Annotated in this window: 17 protein-coding genes and 2 pseudogenes; 6 read left to right on the top strand and 13 right to left on the bottom strand. The window is 71.7% G+C overall.

Translation table 11 applies throughout. The features are described from left to right. Positions 1 to 47 precede the first annotated feature (47 nt). Positions 48 to 278, bottom strand: a complete 231-nt coding sequence (locus tag LJ657_RS17965) for a DUF4287 domain-containing protein (RefSeq protein ID WP_030941790.1) — start codon at positions 276 to 278, stop codon at positions 48 to 50. 105 nt (positions 279 to 383) lie between these two features. Here LJ657_RS17965 and LJ657_RS17960 point away from each other — a divergent pair, with 105 nt between their 5' ends. After that, entirely contained in the window at positions 384 to 695 is a 312-nt protein-coding gene (locus LJ657_RS17960; protein WP_232649631.1) for a hypothetical protein, read from the top strand. Positions 696 to 698: 3 nt separating this feature from the next. Here the strand turns inward: LJ657_RS17960 and LJ657_RS17955 are convergent, their stop codons facing one another. The 3 genes from LJ657_RS17955 to LJ657_RS17945 all read right to left on the bottom strand — a co-directional run bounded on the left by LJ657_RS17955 (position 699) and on the right by LJ657_RS17945 (position 4,382). Beyond that, positions 699 to 1,475, bottom strand: coding sequence for a hypothetical protein (locus LJ657_RS17955; protein WP_232649630.1), 777 nt, complete (start codon positions 1,473 to 1,475; stop codon positions 699 to 701). Positions 1,476 to 1,759: 284 nt separating this feature from the next. After that, a complete protein-coding gene (locus LJ657_RS17950; protein WP_232649629.1) occupies positions 1,760 to 2,980 on the bottom strand; it encodes an acetyl-CoA C-acetyltransferase in 1,221 nt (406 codons plus the stop codon). 373 nt (positions 2,981 to 3,353) lie between these two features. Then, complete coding sequence (locus tag LJ657_RS17945) at positions 3,354 to 4,382, bottom strand: SGNH/GDSL hydrolase family protein (protein WP_232649628.1); 1,029 nt, start codon at positions 4,380 to 4,382, stop codon at positions 3,354 to 3,356. Positions 4,383 to 4,528: 146 nt separating this feature from the next. On the opposite strand from LJ657_RS17945, the gene LJ657_RS17940 reads away from it, so the two are divergent. Beyond that, a complete protein-coding gene (locus tag LJ657_RS17940) occupies positions 4,529 to 5,917 on the top strand; it encodes a cystathionine beta-synthase (RefSeq protein ID WP_232649627.1) in 1,389 nt (462 codons plus the stop codon). A gap of 337 nt (positions 5,918 to 6,254) precedes the next feature. Here LJ657_RS17940 and LJ657_RS17935 read toward each other — a convergent pair whose 3' ends face one another. Then, positions 6,255 to 7,082, bottom strand: a complete 828-nt coding sequence (locus LJ657_RS17935) for a helix-turn-helix transcriptional regulator (protein WP_232649626.1) — start codon at positions 7,080 to 7,082, stop codon at positions 6,255 to 6,257. Between the two features lie 147 nt (positions 7,083 to 7,229). On the opposite strand from LJ657_RS17935, the gene LJ657_RS17930 reads away from it, so the two are divergent. Next, the gene (locus tag LJ657_RS17930; RefSeq protein WP_232649625.1) at positions 7,230 to 7,991 is read left to right on the top strand and encodes an SDR family oxidoreductase; all 762 of its coding nucleotides are present in this window, start codon (positions 7,230 to 7,232) and stop codon (positions 7,989 to 7,991) included. A 2-nt stretch (positions 7,992 to 7,993) separates the two neighbouring features. Here the strand turns inward: LJ657_RS17930 and LJ657_RS17925 are convergent, their stop codons facing one another. The 7 genes and pseudogenes from LJ657_RS17925 to LJ657_RS17895 form a co-directional block, all read right to left on the bottom strand. After that, complete coding sequence (locus LJ657_RS17925; protein ID WP_232649846.1) at positions 7,994 to 8,425, bottom strand: hypothetical protein; 432 nt, start codon at positions 8,423 to 8,425, stop codon at positions 7,994 to 7,996. A 32-nt stretch (positions 8,426 to 8,457) separates the two neighbouring features. Further along, positions 8,458 to 10,068: a SulP family inorganic anion transporter gene (locus LJ657_RS17920; protein ID WP_232649624.1), complete on the bottom strand. Its 1,611-nt coding sequence runs from the start codon at positions 10,066 to 10,068 to the stop codon at positions 8,458 to 8,460. 28 nt (positions 10,069 to 10,096) lie between these two features. Then, the gene (locus tag LJ657_RS17915; protein ID WP_232649623.1) at positions 10,097 to 10,780 is read right to left on the bottom strand and encodes a carbonic anhydrase; all 684 of its coding nucleotides are present in this window, start codon (positions 10,778 to 10,780) and stop codon (positions 10,097 to 10,099) included. Positions 10,781 to 10,910: 130 nt separating this feature from the next. After that, complete coding sequence (locus LJ657_RS17910) at positions 10,911 to 11,840, bottom strand: ABC transporter substrate-binding protein (RefSeq protein WP_232649622.1); 930 nt, start codon at positions 11,838 to 11,840, stop codon at positions 10,911 to 10,913. Positions 11,841 to 11,850: 10 nt separating this feature from the next. Beyond that, positions 11,851 to 12,513, bottom strand: coding sequence for an ABC transporter permease (locus LJ657_RS17905; RefSeq protein ID WP_232649621.1), 663 nt, complete (start codon positions 12,511 to 12,513; stop codon positions 11,851 to 11,853). Position 12,514: 1 nt separating this feature from the next. Next, entirely contained in the window at positions 12,515 to 13,156 is a 642-nt protein-coding gene (locus LJ657_RS17900) for an ABC transporter permease (protein ID WP_232649620.1), read from the bottom strand. Next, positions 13,153 to 14,228: pseudogene (locus LJ657_RS17895) on the bottom strand (ABC transporter ATP-binding protein). Before LJ657_RS17895 ends, LJ657_RS17900 begins: the two are co-directional and overlap by 4 nt. 141 nt (positions 14,229 to 14,369) lie before the next feature. Between LJ657_RS17895 and LJ657_RS17890 the strand changes: the two are divergent. The 3 genes and pseudogenes from LJ657_RS17890 to LJ657_RS17880 all read left to right on the top strand — a co-directional run bounded on the left by LJ657_RS17890 (position 14,370) and on the right by LJ657_RS17880 (position 17,423). Next, a complete protein-coding gene (locus tag LJ657_RS17890; RefSeq protein ID WP_232649619.1) occupies positions 14,370 to 15,887 on the top strand; it encodes an aromatic amino acid ammonia-lyase in 1,518 nt (505 codons plus the stop codon). Next, positions 15,884 to 16,744, top strand: a complete 861-nt coding sequence (locus LJ657_RS17885; protein WP_232649618.1) for a MurR/RpiR family transcriptional regulator — start codon at positions 15,884 to 15,886, stop codon at positions 16,742 to 16,744. Before LJ657_RS17890 ends, LJ657_RS17885 begins: the two co-directional genes overlap by 4 nt. 124 nt (positions 16,745 to 16,868) lie before the next feature. Next, positions 16,869 to 17,423, top strand: a pseudogene (locus tag LJ657_RS17880) (hypothetical protein). Between the two features lie 26 nt (positions 17,424 to 17,449). On the opposite strand, the gene LJ657_RS17875 reads toward LJ657_RS17880, so the two are convergent. After that, on the bottom strand, positions 17,450 to 17,824 hold the full coding sequence (locus tag LJ657_RS17875; protein ID WP_232649617.1) for a roadblock/LC7 domain-containing protein: 375 nt from the start codon (positions 17,822 to 17,824) through the stop codon (positions 17,450 to 17,452). Positions 17,825 to 17,831 lie beyond the last annotated feature (7 nt).

Below are 17,831 nucleotides of genomic sequence, written 5' to 3'. Positions count from 1 at the left end.
GGCCCCGGGTCCCTGCCCGGGGCCCTTCGCCGTCGTCCAGTGCGCGCCTAGAGGAATTTGCGCGCGGCCCTCCTCAGGTCGTACTCATGAACAATCGCCTTGGCGTGGCCGTACGCCAGATTGTGCTCGTGGCGGAGCCAGCTGACCTTCTCCTCGAAGTTGAAGAGAGCCGGGCCATCTTCGACGGCGCGAAGCCAGTCGGAGACTTCACGGCCGGTGCAGTGGGGGATGCGGGCGAGCAGGTTGCGATGGGTCTCCTCGGAGAAGACTTGGGACATCGGCGCCTCCGGACGCAAAGGGGATGTAAGCCGGTCCTTCAGGTCACCGTGCCTGAGCGTTCGCCCGTTGGCAACAGTCGGGATGCGACGCGTACGCTCCACTCCGTGGTTGATACGACGCCCTTGACTCGTGCCGTTGATCACTTTGCCGACCGTCTGAGGGCCGCCCCTCAGAGCAGGCTCCAGCGGGGCGCTGCCGCTGAGGCCCTGGAGTTGGCCAGGGAGATGGCCCGGCGGGCCCAGGCCGTGGAGGAACCAGGCGCGGAGCCCCGGGAGATGCCCGACGCCGGGATGTTCGCCGCCGCCGACCAAATCACCGTCGCCGTACATGACTTGGCCCTCGTGCTCAGTGACGAGGGCCAGGTGGAGGAAGCTGTGCTGTTGGTGGAGGAGGCGCAGAAGCGCGCCGGGGTGTGATCCCTAGAGGGACGCTATGACCCTGTCCGCCAGGATGTAGACGTTCTCCTCGCCGCACTCGAACGTCAGCGTGTACGCGCCCGAGATGCCCGAACCGCCCAGCAGGACCGGGGTCTCGCCGGCGCGCAGGGCCGCGGCGAGACGTTCCGCCGTCTCGCGGTGGCCCGGGGTCATGCAGAGGGTGGTGCCGTCGGCGAAGACGTAGACGTCGAGGGTGCCGAGGGGGCCCGGGCGGACGTCGGCCAGCTCCACGCGGGAGGCCGCGAGTTCCTCGAGGGTGGCCACCGTGCGCTCGTGGTCGTTCACGACCGGTGACTGGACCGGGACGAAGTCCGGGTGGGAGGGGTGGCGGCGGCGGGCCGCGGCCAGTTCGGGGGAGTCCCCCGCGAACTCGTCCGCGTCGGCGGTCGGCTCGCTCACCGGCTCAAGGCCCATGAAATCGGCCTGCCGGGGCAGGAACAGCTCGCTGTCCGCCAGGCCCAGCAGCGACGGTGCGTCGGAGGCGTCACGGGCCTCCTGGGCGGCCCAGAAGGCGCGCGCCTCGGCCAGTTCGCGCTCACGCTCCTCGGCGAGCGCCTCGGCCACCGCGGCGCGTATTTCGTCGGCCTCGGAGGAGAGGCGGGCGGCCGGCACGAGACCGCGCGCGGTGCGGTGCTCGGCGAGCTGGGTGTGCAGTGCCGCGACCTCACGGCGCAACACCATGAGCGTCCGCAGGACGGCGACACCCACGGCGCCCGTGGCGGCCGTGATGACCAGCAAGGTGATCGGCATGGCGCTCACTGACGTACTCCCGGTTCAAAGTCGACCCCCGACTTCCTACATCAGCTTGAAGGGCGGACTAACCAGCTGTCAGTGCGTAACGTCACGAAACGGGCAGGACTTTGGGTCCGGGGTTTGGTGTCGCAGCGGCCTTGACCTGCGTAAATCCCCCTTCTAAGGGAGATAGGTCACATCCTGGGGGAGATTGGATCACAAAACGGCCCGGAGGGCCGGGGTTTCCCGGACTCCGGGCCATTGGCTCACGGTGGGTGCCGCGTTGACTACCGAGAGGTCGGCGTCAGGGTTCAGCTGAGGCGCTCGATGACCATCGCCATGCCCTGGCCGCCGCCGACGCACATCGTCTCCAGGCCGAACTGCTTGTCGTGGAACTGGAGGGAGTTGATGAGCGTGCCGGTGATGCGGGCGCCGGTCATGCCGAAGGGGTGGCCGACGGCGATGGCGCCGCCGTTGACGTTCAGCTTGTCGAGGTCGATGCCGAGGTCGCGGTAGGAGGGGATCACCTGGGCGGCGAACGCCTCGTTGATCTCGACCAGGTCGATGTCGTCGATGGTGAGGCCGGCCAGGCGCAGCGCCCGCTGCGAGGCCTCGACCGGGCCGAGGCCCATGATCTCCGGGGAGAGGCCCGAGACGCCGGTCGACACGATGCGGGCGAGCGGGGTGAGGCCGAGCTCGCGGGCCTTGGTGTCGGACATGATGACGACCGCGGCGGCGCCGTCGTTGAGCGGGCAGCAGTTGGCGGCGGTGACCAGGCCGTCGGGGCGGAAGACCGGCTTGAGGCCCTGGACGCCCTCCATGGTCACGCCCGCGCGGGGGCCGTCGTCCTTGGAGACGACGCTGCCGTCGGGGAGGGTGACCGGGGTGATCTCGCGCTCCCAGAAGCCGTTCTTGATGGCTTCCTCGGCGAGGTTCTGCGAGCGGACGCCGAACTCGTCCATGTCCTGGCGGGTGACGCCCTTGACGCGGGCCAGGTTCTCGGCGGTCTGACCCATCGCGATGTAGGGGTCGGGGACGAGGCCGTCCTCGCGCGGGTCGTGCCAGGTGGTGCCCTCCTGCTGGGCGACGGCCTCGGTGCGGGACTCGGCGTCGGCGAAGAGGGGGTTGTGCGTGTCCGGGAGGCTGTCGGAGTTGCCCTTGACGTAGCGGGAGACCATCTCGACGCCGGCCGAGATGAAGACGTCGCCCTCGCCGGCCTTGATGGCGTGCAGGGCCATGCGGCTCGTCTGGAGAGAGGAGGAGCAGTACCGGGTGACGGTGCAGCCCGGGAGGTGGTCCATTCCCATCTGTACCGCGACGATGCGGCCGAGGTTGTGGCCCTGCTCGCCGCCGGGGAGGCCGCAGCCGAGGTGCAGGTCGTCGATGTCGCGCGGGTCCAGTTCGGGGACCTTGGCGAGGGCTGCCTGGATGATGGTGGCGGTGAGGTCGTCGGGGCGCAGATCCTTGAGGGAGCCCTTGAAGGCGCGGCCGATGGGGGAGCGGGCGGTCGAGACGATCACGGCTTCGGGCATCACGGCTCCATTGGCGTACGGGGGTGTTCTTCCGGGCAGGGCTGGTTGGGAAGTTACCCGTACGTATGGCTTGGGTCACGGGTGTCACCGTGTGACCCTGGCCGCAATTTTCTAAGCGCTTGCTTTTTTACGCCCCGCCGCCCCTTCCCGTCCCGACCCGGGGGCCGGCCCCGCGGACCCCCGCTCCTCAAACGCCGGAGAGGCTGAAAACGCCGGAGAGGCTGAATTTTCACCGGCCGGGGCTGATCTTCGCCCGCCGGGGCTTGGTCTTTCAGCCCGTCCGGCGTTCGAGGACGAGGCCCTTCAGACCGAAGCGGGGGTCTGGGGGCGGCAGCCCCCAGGGACGGGACGGGTAGGGGCGGCGGGGGCGAGATCACGGGGACGGCTGCTGCACCGGGGCCCGTTCCGGCTCCGGGACCCGGCGGCGGCGCCTCCGCTTGAGCAGGGCCCAGGGGCCCCGGGGGCCCGTCGGCATGGCTGCCGTGACCTCTGTGCCTGCCTCGGAGGCGGCCTCCGCGGCTGCCTTGGCGACCGGCAGGAAGCCTTCGCGGCGGGTGACGTCGGGGCGTTCCTCCTCGGCCGGCCACAGTTCGAGGGCCGCGCAGACCGTCGGCAGCACCGCCATCGCCGCCGTGGCGTAGCCCTCGGCCGAGGGGTGGTAGTTGTCGGGGCCGAAGAGTTCTCGGGGGTTCGCCTCGAACTCCGGGCCGAGCAGGTCGCCCAGCGACACCGTGCGGCCGCCCTGCTCCACCGTGCCGATCGTCTGGGCCGCCGCCAGTTGGCGGGAGGCCCGACGGGCCAGCCAGCGCAGGGGCTGCTGGACCCGTTCCACCGTGCCCAGGTCGGGGCAGGTGCCGACCACCACCTCCGCTCCGGCCGTCCGCAGCCGCCGTACCGTCGACGAGAGGTGGCGGACCGAGCGGGTCGGTGGCATGCGGTGGGTGACGTCGTTCGCGCCGATCATGATCACGCAGACGTCGGGGACGAGGGAAGGGTTCGCCAGGACCAGGGCCACCTGGCGGTCCAGGTCGTCGGACGTGGCCCCCGGGAGGGCCACGTTGTGGAGCTCCACCGGGCGTTCCGCCACCGCGGACAGCCCGGAGGCGAGCAGCGCGCCCGGTGTCTGGCCCGCCCGGTGCACGCCCTGGCCCGCGGCAGTGGAGTCACCGAGCATCGTCAGGCGCAGGGGCGGTTCGTCGGGGGTGGCGTACGTGGTGCCGTACAGGCCGTCCGCCACGGGGACCCGACCGCCGGAGCCGTTGCCCACATGGCGCCTGGCCATCCGGACCTCCGCCAGCAGCAGACCGACGGCGGCTGCCCCGGCCAGTCCGATCCCGCCACCGCCGTATGCCGCGCCGGCCGCGATCCGCCGGGCCACCCTCGCCCTCGACATGCTCGTCATACGTCGCCGCCACCTCCTCGAAGCCGTACATCCACTCCTTGCCCCGTACCGACCGTTCGCCAATCTCAACGGCCGGGGAACGCCTCCCCTGAGCCGTAGGCTGGCCCCACCACGACCACTTCTTTTGCAAGCATCCGGAGACAACGGTGCATTTCCACGACTCGATGATCAGTCTCGTCGGCAACACCCCGCTGGTGAGGCTCAACAACGTGACCAAGGGCATCCGGGCGACCGTCCTGGCCAAGGTCGAGTACTTCAACCCCGGCGGCTCCGTGAAGGACCGCATCGCCCTGCGCATGATCGAGGCGGCGGAGGAGAGCGGCGCGCTCAAGCCCGGCGGGACGATCGTGGAGCCGACCAGCGGGAACACCGGGGTCGGCCTGGCCATCGTGGCGCAGCAGAAGGGGTACAAGTGCATCTTCGTGTGCCCCGACAAGGTGAGCACGGACAAGATCAACGTGCTGCGGGCGTACGGCGCGGAGGTCGTCGTGTGCCCGACGGCCGTCGATCCCGAGCACCCGGACTCGTACTACAACGTCTCCGACCGGCTCGTGCGGGAGACCCCGGGGGCGTGGAAGCCCGACCAGTACTCCAACCCCAACAACCCGCTCTCCCACTACCACTCCACCGGCCCCGAGCTGTGGGAGCAGACGGAGGGGAAGATCACCCACTTCGTGGCGGGTGTGGGCACTGGCGGCACCATCTCCGGGACCGGGCGGTACCTCAAGGACGTGAGTGACGGCGGCGTCCAGGTCGTCGGTGCCGACCCCGAGGGGTCCGTCTATTCGGGCGGCTCCGGGCGGCCCTACCTCGTCGAGGGCGTGGGCGAGGACTTCTGGCCCACCGCCTATGACCGGACCGTCGCCGACGAGATCGTCGCGGTCTCCGACAAGGACTCCTTCCAGATGACCCGCCGGCTCGCCAAGGAGGAGGGCCTGCTCGTCGGCGGCTCCTGCGGCATGGCGGTCGTGGCGGCCCTGCGGGTCGCCGAGCGGCTGGACGAGAACGGCGTCGTGGTGGTGCTGCTGCCGGACAGCGGGCGCGGGTACCTCAGCAAGATCTTCAACGATGAGTGGATGGCCGACTACGGCTTCCTCGAGGACGAGGGGACGAGCGCCCGCGTCGCCGACGTCCTCAACGACAAGGAGCACGGCGCCATCCCGTCCCTCGTGCACATGCACCCGGACGAGACCGTCGGCGAGGCCATCGAGGTGCTGCGCGAGTACGGCGTCTCGCAGATGCCGATCGTGAAGCCGGGCGCCGGTCACCCGGACGTCATGGCCGCCGAGGTCGTCGGCTCCGTCGTCGAACGGGAACTGCTCGACGCCCTGTTCACCAAGCGGGCCTCCCTGGAGGACCCGCTGGAGAAGCACATGTCCTCCCCGCTGCCCCAGGTCGGCTCCGGTGAGCCGGTCGGCGACCTGATGTCCGTGCTCGGCGCCGCGGACGCGGCGATCGTCCTCGTCGAGGGCAAGCCGACCGGCGTGGTCAGCCGGCAGGACCTGCTGGCCTTCCTCGCCAAGGGCGGGAAGTAGCGGTAAACGTCCGGTGAACTGCGGGTGCCGGCGGCGAACTTCCGTTTGCCTACCGAAGTGGTGGACTTCGCGGAAGTGGTACGAGGGCGTCACGTCCGCGCAGCACACGCTTAACACGGGTCCGGCACATTAGTGGGTGTCGGCAGGGCGGGAGCGGCTCCCCGCCCAGGCCGGCACCGAAACGTCCAAGGACCTCCGGAGCGGCTCCCGGACCTCCATGGACGCCCGGACGTGAGACCCGGCCTGACCCGGTCAACGTCCTTCGCGGGGACCGCCGTCGTCCCGCCCCCCGGCAACGGGGGTGCGGCGGTCCCCGCGCATATCTTTTCCGGCGGGGCTATGCGCCCGTACTGGCCCAACTCCCCAGCAGGGCAAGCCTCTCCGCCGTCTCCGAGCCCGGCTCCGGTGTGTACGCCACGATCGTCTGGTCCGGTTCCGACGGGAGCGACAGGGACTCGTACGGGAGGGTCAGCAGGCCCGCGACCGGGTGGCGGACGCGTTTCACGCCGTACATGCACGCCTTGACCTGGTGGTCGGCCCACAGGCGGCGGAAGTCCTCGCTCTTGAGGGAGAGTTCGCCGACCAGTTCGCGCAGGCCGGGTTCGTCCGGGCGGGCGCCCGCGTTCAGCCGCAGATGGGCCACGGTCTGGGCGGCGACCGCGGCCCAGTCGGGATAGAGGTCGCGGCCGTCGGGGTCCAGGAACACCTGGCGGACGATGTTGCGTCGCGCGGGGGCCATGCGGCTGAAGCCGCTCAGGGCGTCGGCGAGCGCGTTCCAGGCCAGGACGTCCATACGGGGCCCGAGGACGAATGCCGGGGTGCGGTCCATGCTGTCGAGCAGCAGCTGGATGCCGGGGCGGACGCGGGGCGCGGACCGGCGGCGCCCGCCCTTCTTCGGCGGTCGCGCCACCGTGCGCAGATAGGCGTGTTCCGTCTCGTTCATGCGCAGTACGCGCGCGATGGCGTCGAGTACGGCGTCCGACACGCTCGGGCCGCGGCCCTGTTCCAGCCGGACGTAGTAGTCGACGCTGACGCCCGCCAGTTGCGCCACCTCCTCCCGGCGCAGGCCTGGCACGCGGCGCCGCCCGTGTGAGGGCAGCCCCACCTCCTCCGGCTGGATTCGTGCACGGCGCGAGCGCAGGAAATCTCCGAGGTCCCCGTCCATGGGTTCGATCGTAGGGGAGGGGCCGGATTCGAACCTGGTACTGGCAGACCCAGGAAAAGCTCATCCCTGGGTAGGGCCCACCGGGCGGCGCAGGGTGGTGGACGTCGCCGGGAAACGCCCGGGCGGCTTCCTTGTGGAGGAGCACTCATGTCGTACGAGAACCTGGCCGGCCGTACCGCTGTCGTCACCGGGGCCGCGAGCGGGATCGGCGAGGCCGTCGCCGTGCTGCTGGCCGCGCAGGGCGCCAGGGTCGCGCTGCTGGCGCGGCGCCGGGAGCGGCTGGACGGGATCGTGGAGAAGATCCGGGCGAACGGCGGGCAGGCGCTCGCCGTGGTCGCCGACGTGACCGACGGGGGGTCGGTGGACGCGGCCGTCGAGCGGATCCACGCCGCCTACGGGACCGTCGACCTGGTCGTGAACTCGGCCGGTGTCATGCTGCCGAACCCCGTCGACGACGGGCGGGCCGACGAGTGGCAGCGGATGCTCGACACCAATGTCAGCGGGGTGCTGCGGGTGATCCGCGCCTTCACCGGTGACCTGGTGGGCGCGGCCGCGGACGGCCGGACCGCGGACCTCGTGAACATCTCGTCCATCGGCGCGCACATCACGTTTCCCAACTACGCGGTGTACGGGGCGACCAAGGCCGCCGTCACCTATCTCTCGCAGTCCCTGCGGGGCGAGTTCGGGCCGCGTGACGTGCGCGTCACCAACATCGAGCCCGGGCTGACCGAGACCGAGCTGGCGCAGCACATCGACAGCGACTCGCTGCAGGAGCAGGTGGCGGGGATGGCGGAGGCGCTGGGCTCGCTGTCGGCCGAGGAGGTCGCCGATGTCGTGGCCTACGTCAGCAGCCGTCCCCGGCACGTCAACCTGCGGCAGATCATGGTGCTGCCGACCCGGCAGGCGTGAGGTCAGTCCTCCCAGCGGTCCTCGTCCTTGGCGCGCCTGCGGCGGTTGCCGAGGAGGTCCGGGTTGGAGCGGGCGGCCTGGACGAAGTTGACGCCGACGATGCCGGCCCAGACGGTGAGCAGGCCGGGCAGGCCGTCGCCGAGCGAGCCGCCGATCGCGGAGAGCGGGATCGCCAGGATCAGGGAGACCAGGCCGAAGCCGAAGCGCTCGCCCCACGTGTCCGTGGGCCTCGGCGACTTCGCGCCCCGGGCCACCACCATCTGCTGCTCGGCGAGCTGCCGGCGCACCCGGCGCTCGACCGCGCCGTCGATGCGCTGGTCGACCTTCTCCAGGAACGAGTCGACCAGTGCGGACTCGTACTCCTCGCCCAGTTCCCTGCGCGCCTGCAGGGTGGCGTTGAGTTCCTTCTTGAGCTCGGCGTCCCGCGCGTCCATCCCCGTCTCCATTCCCGTCATGGGAACCCACGTTAGGGAGCCGGGGCGCTCATCGCACTGGGGATAGCCCCCCTGTCGGGACTGGGGTTGCCCGGGAGGACGCCGAACGACTCCAGGATCCTGCGGTGGCCCTGGCCGACGCCGCTGATGCTGACCTCGATGCCGCGGCCGCGCAGATCGCCGACCACGTCCTTCAGCGCCATCGCGCCGGTCGCGTCCACCGCTGTCAGGCCCGACAGGCGCAGGTCGACGGCCGTTGCGCCCTGCACGTCGGCGAGGCTGCGGCGGAAGCGGTGGGCGGCGGCGAACAGGAGCGGGCCGTCGAAGCGGTACGTCACCGTGCCCGCCCCTCCGGGCAGTTCGTCGGCCGCGGCGGGCGTGAGGCGGGTGCCGCGGACGGCCGCGCGCAGGGCCAGCAGGACGGAGACGGCGAGCCCGATCAGTACGGCTCGTACCAGGTCCAGGGCGAGCGTCGAGGCCGCGGTGAGGACCAGGACCAGGGCGTCGCCGCGGGTGGCGCGGGCCATGGCCCGTACGGCGTCCGTCTCCACCATCCGTACGGCGGTCGCGAGCAGGACGCCCGCCAGCGCGGCCAGCGGGATGCGGCCCACCAGCGGGGCGGCGACCGCGACGATCCCGGCCAGGATCACGGCGTGCGCGAGGGCGGCCAGCCGGGAGGTGGCGCCGGTGCGGACGTTGACCGCGGTGCGGGCGATCGCGCCCGTCGCCGGGACGCCGCCGAAGAGCGGGGCCGCGAGGTTGGCGATGCCCTGGCCGAAGAGCTCCTTGCCGGGGTCGTGGCGCTCACCCGGGCGCATCCCGTCGGCCACGGACGCGGACAGCAGGGACTCCAGGGCCGCGAGTGCGGCGACCGCTGCCGCGGGCGCGAGGAGGGTGGGGATCCGGGTGACGTCGAGGAAGGCGAGCGAGGGCGCGGGCAGCGAGGGCGGCAGCGAGCCGATGCGGGTGACGTGCAGGTGCAGGGCCTCGGCCACGACCGTCGCCGCGGCGACGGCTGCGAGGGAGAAGGGCACGGTCGGCTTCCAGCGGGCGCCGACCAGCATCAGCGCCGCCGAGCCGAGGGCGAGGAGCAGGGCCGGCCACTGCGGGGCGGCCCCGAACTCCTCGGCCGCCCGCGCCGCGACGACGGCGACCTGCTCGCCGTGCGGGAGGCGCACGCCGAGCGCGTTCGGCACCTGCTGGAGGGAGATCACCGCCGCGATGCCGAGGGTGAAGCCGGCGATCACGGGTGCGGGCACGTACGCCATGGCGGTTCCGGCCCGTGCGAAGGCGAGCCCCAGCAGCATGAGCCCGGCGAGCAGGCCGACGGTGAGGACGCCGTCGGCGCCGTAGTGGTGGACGATCGGCACGAGGACGACGGTCATCGCGCCGGTGGGGCCGCTGACCTGGCGGGCGCTGCCGCCGAACAGCGCGGCGAGCGACCCGGCGACGATCGCGGTGACCAGCCCGGAGGCGGCACCGAGTCCGGAGGTGACCCCGAAGCCGAGGGCGAGGGGCAGGGCGACCACGGCGACGGTGAGGCCGCACAGGAGGTCGCGCCGCGGGGCGCGGGTCATGGAGCGGAGGTCGGAGAGGGAGGGCAGGACGGACAGGGAGGGCAGGGCGGAGCGAGGGGGGTTCATGGGCTCTTCGTCCGGGGAGAGGGGTGGTTCAGGGCAGCAGGGAGACCAGGCCGGTGTCGAGGTCGAAGCGGGCCGCCGTCACATGGGCAGCTGTGAAGCTGGGGTCGGCGCGGATCGCGTCCCGTACCCAGACCGTGTTCGCCCGCATGGTGTGCTCGGCCCAGTCGCCGGGCAGCGCCCGGGTGCGGCGGGCGGCCGGGGCGATCTCGTCGACCAGCAGCTCCAGATGGCCGGGGACGGGGGCGCCCGTGCGCAGATGGTCCAGGGTCGCCGCGATCGCCCCGCAGCGCTCGTGGCCGAGCACCAGCACCAGCGGGATGCGCAGTTCCTGGACGCCGTACTGGATGGAGCCGAGCACCGCCTCGTCCAGTACCTGGCCGGCTGTCCTTATGCAGATCAGGTCCCCGAGGCCCTGGTCGAAGACCAGCTCGGGCGGTACGCGGGAGTCGATGCAGCCGACGACCACCGCGAAGGGGTGCTGCCCGGCCGCCAGCGTGTGCCGCCGGAAGAGGCCTTCGTCGGGGTGGCGGGAGCGGCCGGTGGCGTAGCGTCGGTTCCCGTCGAGCAGTTCGGCCAGGGCGGCGCGGGCGTCGGCCGGGCGGGGGCGGGCGCCGGTTTCCATGGGGTCGGCGGGGGCCGCCGACGCGGGGGCGGTGGCCAGCGCGCCGGCGGCGGCTGTTGCGGTCAGGAAGGCCCTGCGGTTCGAGGCCATGACGGTTCCTCAGGTGGGGTGCCAGTAGCGCATATCACCGTATGCATTCGATCAGTCACCCTGAGTACCCGTTTAACGACACTTGGCCGATTCGTCGTCAGATCATCGCCGCCGCGATACCCCTGCTTGATCAGGTCAGCCCGTGCTGCCTGGCGTACGCGTTCGCCACGTCCTCCGGGTCCTTCTTGTCGTTGTCGACCTGGCTGTTGAGCTGGGTGAGCTGGGCCGTGGTCAGGACGTTGCCGAGCCTGGCGAGGGCCTTGCGGACCGTGTCGTCGGCCTTGCGGTCGGCGATGAGCGGGACGATGTGCTGGCTGGGGACGAGGTTCTTCGGGTCGGACAGCACCACCCAGCCGTTGGCGGCGATGTCCGTGTCGGTGGTGAAGAGGTTCGCCACGTCCACGTCGCCCTTCTTCAGGGCGCCCTTGACCAGCGGGCCGTCGGAGTCGAGCGACTTGAACTCCTTGAACTCCACGCCGTAGACATCCTTCAGGCCGATCGCGCCCACCCGGCGCTTCTTCACCTCGGGCGCGGCGCCGATGACCAGCCTGCCGTTCTGCTTCGCCAGGTCGGCGAGGGTGGTCAGGCCGTACTTCCGGGCCGTCTCCCGGGTGACGACGAAACAGTCGGAGTCGGCGGCCTGGCCGTACGGCAGGACCTGGAGGCCGCTCGGCATCGCCAGGGTGAGCGCGTTCTGCATGGCGCCGGGCTCCGCCGAACTGTCCTTCGGGGCGAGGTAGTTGAGGAGAGCGCCCTGGTACTCGGGGAGGAGGTCGATGTCGCCGCTCCTGAGGGCGGGGATCACGATCTCGCGGGTGCCGAGGTTGGGGCGGACCTTCACCTTCACGCCGGCCTGCTGGAGTGTGGCCGCGTAGAGGTAGCCGAGTACCTGGTTCTCGGTGAAGTTGGCGGTGCCGATGGTGACTCCGCCCTTGCTGGAGCCGCCGCCTCCGGAGGCGGAGCCCTGGCTGTCGAGGGAGGTGATGCCGCTCGCGCAGGCGGAGAGGGCGGGGACGGAGGCCGCTGCGAAGAGGCCGCCGAGGAGGGTGCGTCGGTTCATCGGAAAGTCCCTAGGCGGTGCGGTGGCGGAAGAGGAAGCGCTGGAGGGTGCTGAGCAGCAGGTCGAGGAGTACGGCGATCACGGCGACCAGCACCGCGCCGCCCAGTACCTGGACGAGGTCGCGCTGGGCGAGGCCGTCGAAGACGTACCGCCCGAGGCCGCCGAAGGAGACGTACGCGGCGATCGTGGCCGTGGCGACGACCTGGATCAGCGCCAGGCGCAGGCCCGTCATGATCAGGGGGAGGGCGAGGGGCAGCTCGACCTGGAACAGGACCTGGTGGCCGCGCATGCCCTGGCCGCGGGCGGCGTCGCGGACGTCCGGGTCGACGGCCGTCATGCCCGCGTAGGTGTTGGTGACGATCGCCGGGACCGCGAGGGCGACCAGGGCGACGTACACCGGCAGCATCGACAGGCCGCCGGCCAGGAAGACCAGCACGACCAGGCCGACGGTCGGCAGTGCGCGGCCGAAGGACGCGAGGTTGATCGCGACGAAGGCGCCCTTGCCGGTGTGGCCGATCAGCAGGCCGAGGGGGAGACCGATCGCGGCCGCGATGAGGGTCGCGAGGAGCGAGTACTGGAGGTGCTCGGCGAGGCGGTGGGCGATGCCGTCGGGGCCGGTCCACTGCGATCCGCTGGTCAGCCAGCCGCCGAGGTTCTTGAGGAGTTCGTACATCTCAGACTCGCCGCCTCTTCCACGGGGTGAGGGCGTACTGGAGGGCCGCCAGCAGGGCGTCCGCGACCACGGCGAGCAGGATCGTGAGGACCACGCCCACGATCACCGGGGTCGGGAAGTTGCGCTGGAAGCCGTCGGTGAAGAGCTGGCCGAGGCCGCCGTCGCCGATGTAGGTCGCGACCGAGACCAGGGAGATCGACATGACCGTCGCGATGCGGACGCCCGCCATGATCACGGGGAGCGCGAGCGGGAACTCGACGGTGAGGAGCGTGCGCAGGGGGCGCGTGCCCATCGCCTTCGCCGCCTCCTTGGTCTTGGCGGGCACCGAGTCGAGGCCCTCGACCGTGTTCCGCAGCAGCACGACCAGGGTGTAGACGGTCAGCCCGATGACCGTGGTGGTGCGGGTCAGGCCGCTGATCGGCAGCAGGAGCACGAAGATCGCGATCGACGGGATGGTGAACAGGACGTTCGAGAAGCCGAGCAGGAAGCCGCGCAGGGGGCGGATCCGGTGTGCGACGACCGCGAGCGGCAGCGAGATCAGCAGGCCGAAGAAGACGGCGGTCAGGGCTGCCTGGAGGTGGGAGACCGTGAGGCTGGTGAGATCGTCGGTGTGGTCGCCTGTCCACGACCAGTCGATGGTCATGCGGCCACCCGGGCTTCCGTGTGCGCCTGGCCGGCGTGCTCGTGGATGTCGTCGCGGGACGAGACGCCGGTGAGGACGCCGTCCGCGTCGACGCGGGCGATCTGGCCGGTGGGGGAGGCGACCGACTCGTTGAGGGCCGACAGGAGGGAGTCGGTGTCCTTGAGCGGGCGTACGGGGAGTTCGGCGTCCTTCGCGTCTTTCGGCGCCCAGTGCAGGGGCTTGCGTGCTTCGTCGAGTGCGAGGGTCCAGGCGCCCCCCTCGGGGGCCGGGCCCTGCGGGACGTTCGCGAGGGTCGTCAGCGAGAGCAGTTTGAGGCCGCGCTCGGCGCCGAGGAAGTCGGCCACGAAGTCGTCGGCCGGGCGGGCGAGGAGCTCGGCGGGCGCCGCGCACTGCACCAGATGGCCGCCGGTGCGGAAGATCGCGATCTGGTCGCCGAGCCGCACGGCCTCGTCGACGTCGTGCGTGACGAAGACGATGGTCTTGCTCAACTCCTTCTGCAGGCGCAGCAGTTCGTCCTGGAGCTGGGTGCGCACCACCGGGTCGACCGCGCCGAACGGCTCGTCCATCAGCAGGACGGGCGGGTCGGCGGCCAGGGCGCGGGCCACGCCCACGCTCCCCCACTGCCTCAAGGGCGTGGGGGGACCCCCAGCTGCTGGCCGCCGGAGAGCTGGTGCGGGTAGCGCTTGCCGGCGTCGGCGGCGAGACCGACGGTCTCCAGCAGCTCGGCGGCCCGGGCGCGGGCCTTGCGGCGGCCCCAGCCGAGCAGGAGCGGCACGGTGGCGATGTTGTCCAGCACCGTGCGGTGCGGGAACAGCCCCGACTGCTGGATGACGTACCCGATGGAGCGGCGCAGCTCGGCGGCGTCCTGCCGCGTGACGTCCTTGCCGCCGACCCGGATGGTCCCGGAGGTCGGCTCTACCATGCGGTTGACCATCCGCAGGGTGGTCGTCTTGCCGCAACCGGAAGATCCGACGAGGACCGTCACGCCCCCTTCCGGCATTTCCAGGGAGAGGTCGTGGACTGCTGTCGTGCCGTTGGGGAAGCGCTTGTGGACCGCGTCGAACTGGATCATGAGTTGTCCCTTGCCCGGCTGTATAACGTCATGCAGAGTTCTTGTTAGCTGAATAGGTTGTCAACGGGTTGGTGTTAATCCGAGGTAACGGATGACCGAAGAGCAAGATCGAATGTCCGGATTGAGGGGAGATTGGGGCTTATGTCGTCTCGGATCGTGGACACGGCGCATGCGGCCTTCTCCGGGGGCACCGGTCTCGTCGTCCTCGACGGGGTCGGTCTCGGCGTCGCGGACGTCGTGCGCCTCGCCGACGGGAGCGCGCGACCCGTCCCGGGGAGCGAGGCGATGCGACGCGTCGAGGAGTCCTGGGACGCCGCCCGGCAGATCGCCGCGACCGGGCGCGTCTACGGCCGCTCCACCGGCGTGGGCGCCAACCGGAACGAGGACGTGCCCACCGAGGCGGCCGCCGAGCACGGCCTCAGGCTGCTGCGCAGCCATGCCGGCGCGATCGGGGAGGAGCTGCCCGCGCGGGAGGTGCGGGCGATGCTCGCCGTCCGCGCCAACCAGCTCCTCGCGGGCGGCGCCGGGCTCAGGCCCACCGTCGTCACGGCGCTGTGCGAGGCGCTGGAGAGCGGGGCGCACCCGGCCGTCAACGAGTTCGGCTCGGTCGGCACCGGCGACATCGCCGCCCTCGCCCAGGCCGGCCTCGCACTCGCCGGGGAGCACCCCTGGCGCGGGCCCGGCGCGCCCAAGCCGCTCCAGCTCGACAACAACGACGCGCTGGCCTTCATCAGCAGCAACGCACTCACCCTCGGCCAGTCCGCCCTCGCCCTGCACGAACTGCGCGGGCTCGTGCAGGCCACCCAGGTCGTCGCCGCCCTCTCCCTGCTGGCCGTCGACGGCTCGCACGAGGCCTACGCCGCCCCCGTGCACGCCGCCCGCCCGCACCGGGGGTCCGGCGAGGTCGCCCGCCGGATGCGGGAGCTGATCGGCGCCGCGGACCGGCCGACGCCTCCGCTCGGCCGGATCCAGGACCCGTACGGCTTCCGCTGTCTGCCCCAGATCCACGGCCCCGCCCTGGATGCGGCGGACGCCCTTGAGGAGGTCGTCGCGATAGAGGTCAACTCGGCCGCCGAGAACCCCCTGATCTCACCCGAGGACATGGCCGCCTACCACCACGGCGGCTTCTACCAGGCCCAACTCGCCCTCGCCCTCGACCACTTCAGGCTGGCCCTCACCCAGGTGGCCCGCCTGTCGACCTCCCGGCTGTCCACCCTCAACGAGCCCGCCTTCACCCGGCTGCGGCCCTTCCTCGCCGACGACGTGCCCGCCTCCTCCGGCGTGATGATCCTCGAGTACGCCGCCGGGGCCGCCCTCGGTGATCTGCGGGCCTTCTCCGCCCCCGCCTCGCTCGGGCACGCTGTACTCTCCCGGGGCGTCGAGGAACAGGCCAGCTTCGCCTCGCTCGCCGCACGTCAGACGCTGCGCGCCTGCCGCGCGTACCGTCTCGTCGTCGGCTGCGAACTCGTCGCCGCAGTACGGGCGTTGCGCCAGCGCGACCTGCGGCCCGAACCGGACCTCCCGGTGGGCCGGGCGCTGGAGCTCGCCGAGTCGGTACTGGCGGCCGACCAGGCCGACCGGCCGCTCACGGACGACGTGACGGCGGCGGCCGCACTGCTGGACCCGTTCACGGACATCTGGAGGGGGAGCGGATCATGAGCACGGAGAAGGACATCAGCGTGGTGGACAGTCCGGCGGGCCGGCTGCAGGCGCTCTTCGAGGGGCACCGGCTGACGCCGACGCAGCGGCGCATCGCGCACAGCATGGTGCGGCGGGCCGCCGACGTGCCGTTCCTGTCCAGCGTGGAGCTGGCCGAACTGGCCGGGGTCAGCCAGCCGTCCGTGACCCGCTTCGCCGTCGCCCTCGGCTTCGACGGCTACCCGGCGCTGCGCAAGCACCTGCGCGAGGTCGCCCCCGCCGAACAGACGGCGGACGCCGGCTCGTACAACGAGTACCAGCAGGCCGTGGAGGCCGAGATCGAGAACCTCAGGCACCTCGCCGAGCTGCTCGCCGACCCCCGGCCCGTGCAGAAGGCGGGCCGGCTGCTGGCGGCCTCCCGCCCGCTGCCCGTCCTCGGCCTTCGCGCCGCCGCCTCCCAGGCCTACGGCTTCGGCTACTTCGCCGCCAAGGTCCACCCGGACGTACGGCTGCTGCACGAGGGCGGCACGATGATCCACGACCGCATCGAGGCCGCCGTACGGGCCGGTGCGACGGCGCTGCTGTGCTTCGCGCTGCCCCGGCATCCGCGTGAGGTCGTGGACACGCTGGCCTTCGCGAAGGAGGCCGGCCTGACGGTGGTGACGGTCGCCGACTCGGCCTTCGCACCGGTCGCCAAGGTCTCCGACCTGCTCCTGCCCGCCGCCGTCGGCACGGGCCTCGCCTTCGACACCGCCTGCGCGCCGATGCTGCTGGGCCGCGTCCTGCTGGAGGCGATGTGCGACGACCTGCCGGACGCGCAGGCCCGCCTGGAGGAGTTCGACGCACGGGCGGCGGCGCGGGGCCTGTTCGTGGAGTAGGCCCCCACGTTTTCAGATTCGTCTCACGTTGCCTCGCTAGCGTGCGTCTCACGGATGCCGCACAGACGTGAGACGGGAGACGGACGTGGCACACGGAGAGGGCAGGGCTCAGGGTCTGGCTCGGGTGGCCGTCGTCGTACGGGCCGGAGCCGCACCGCTGTGGTGGGCCGGGGTGTTCGCGGCGGGAGTCGGGGTGCTGGTGCCAGGGGTCACGGGCCGGCGGATCGGGGTCATGGCGGGAGCGGCGCTGTTCATCGTCGCGACGGCCGTCGTCGCGTACGCCCGCCGCAAGCGGTACGCCGGACTCGCCCGGTAGGCCGCCCGCGCCGGCCGGCACGACGTGCTCCAGGACCGCGCGGTGAGCGTGCGCAACTGGCGCCGGGGGCACCGCTGGTGGCTGCTGCCGGCGTTCGCGGCGGCGCTGGGCAGCGCGTTCGCGGTGCCTGCCGCCGGGGGCATGCTGCTCGCCGGATGCGGCACCGGGCTGCGGCTGAAGGCCGCCTGGCTCGGGCGGCGCGAACGGGCCGATGACGCCCTGCTGTGGGTGCGGGTCGACTGGCTCGACGCGCACGGCGGCCGCCCGGCCGGCAAGGCCGTCAAGGCGTACCGCAGCACGGGCATCGCGGCCGGCGACGCGGCTCCGGGTGGAGCGCGGCGCCGCACCGCGGCACTCGTCTGAACTCGGACGTCGAGGTGCTCGCGAACTCAGACTTCGAGATCCTCCTCGATCCTCTTCAGCTGGTGGCGGGCCATCGCCAGGTTGGACCTCTTGGCGTCGAGCACCAGGTACAGGAAGAGACCGTTGCCGCCGCGCCCGCTGATCAGGCGGATCAGGTGGTACTGGTCGCTCAGTGTGATCAGGATGTCCTCGATCTGGCCCTTCAGCCCGAGGTGCTCCATGGTGCGCATCTTGGCGCGGACGACGTCGGTGTTGCCGGCGGCGGCGACATTGAGGTCGAAGCCCTTGCTGCCGCCCATCGTGCCCAGTGCCATGCCGCTGGTGTAGTCGACGAGCGCGACGCCCGTGGCGCCCTCGATGGAGGCGAGCGCCTCTTTCAGTGTGGTTTCGGTGTTGGCCATGACGTGC

This window comes from Streptomyces guryensis (assembly GCF_021261325.1).
GTDB classification, from domain to species: Bacteria; Actinomycetota; Actinomycetes; order Streptomycetales; family Streptomycetaceae; genus Streptomyces; species Streptomyces guryensis.
Note: the sequence above shows the minus strand (reverse complement) of the source record. Positions and strands in the feature narration are given on the sequence as shown.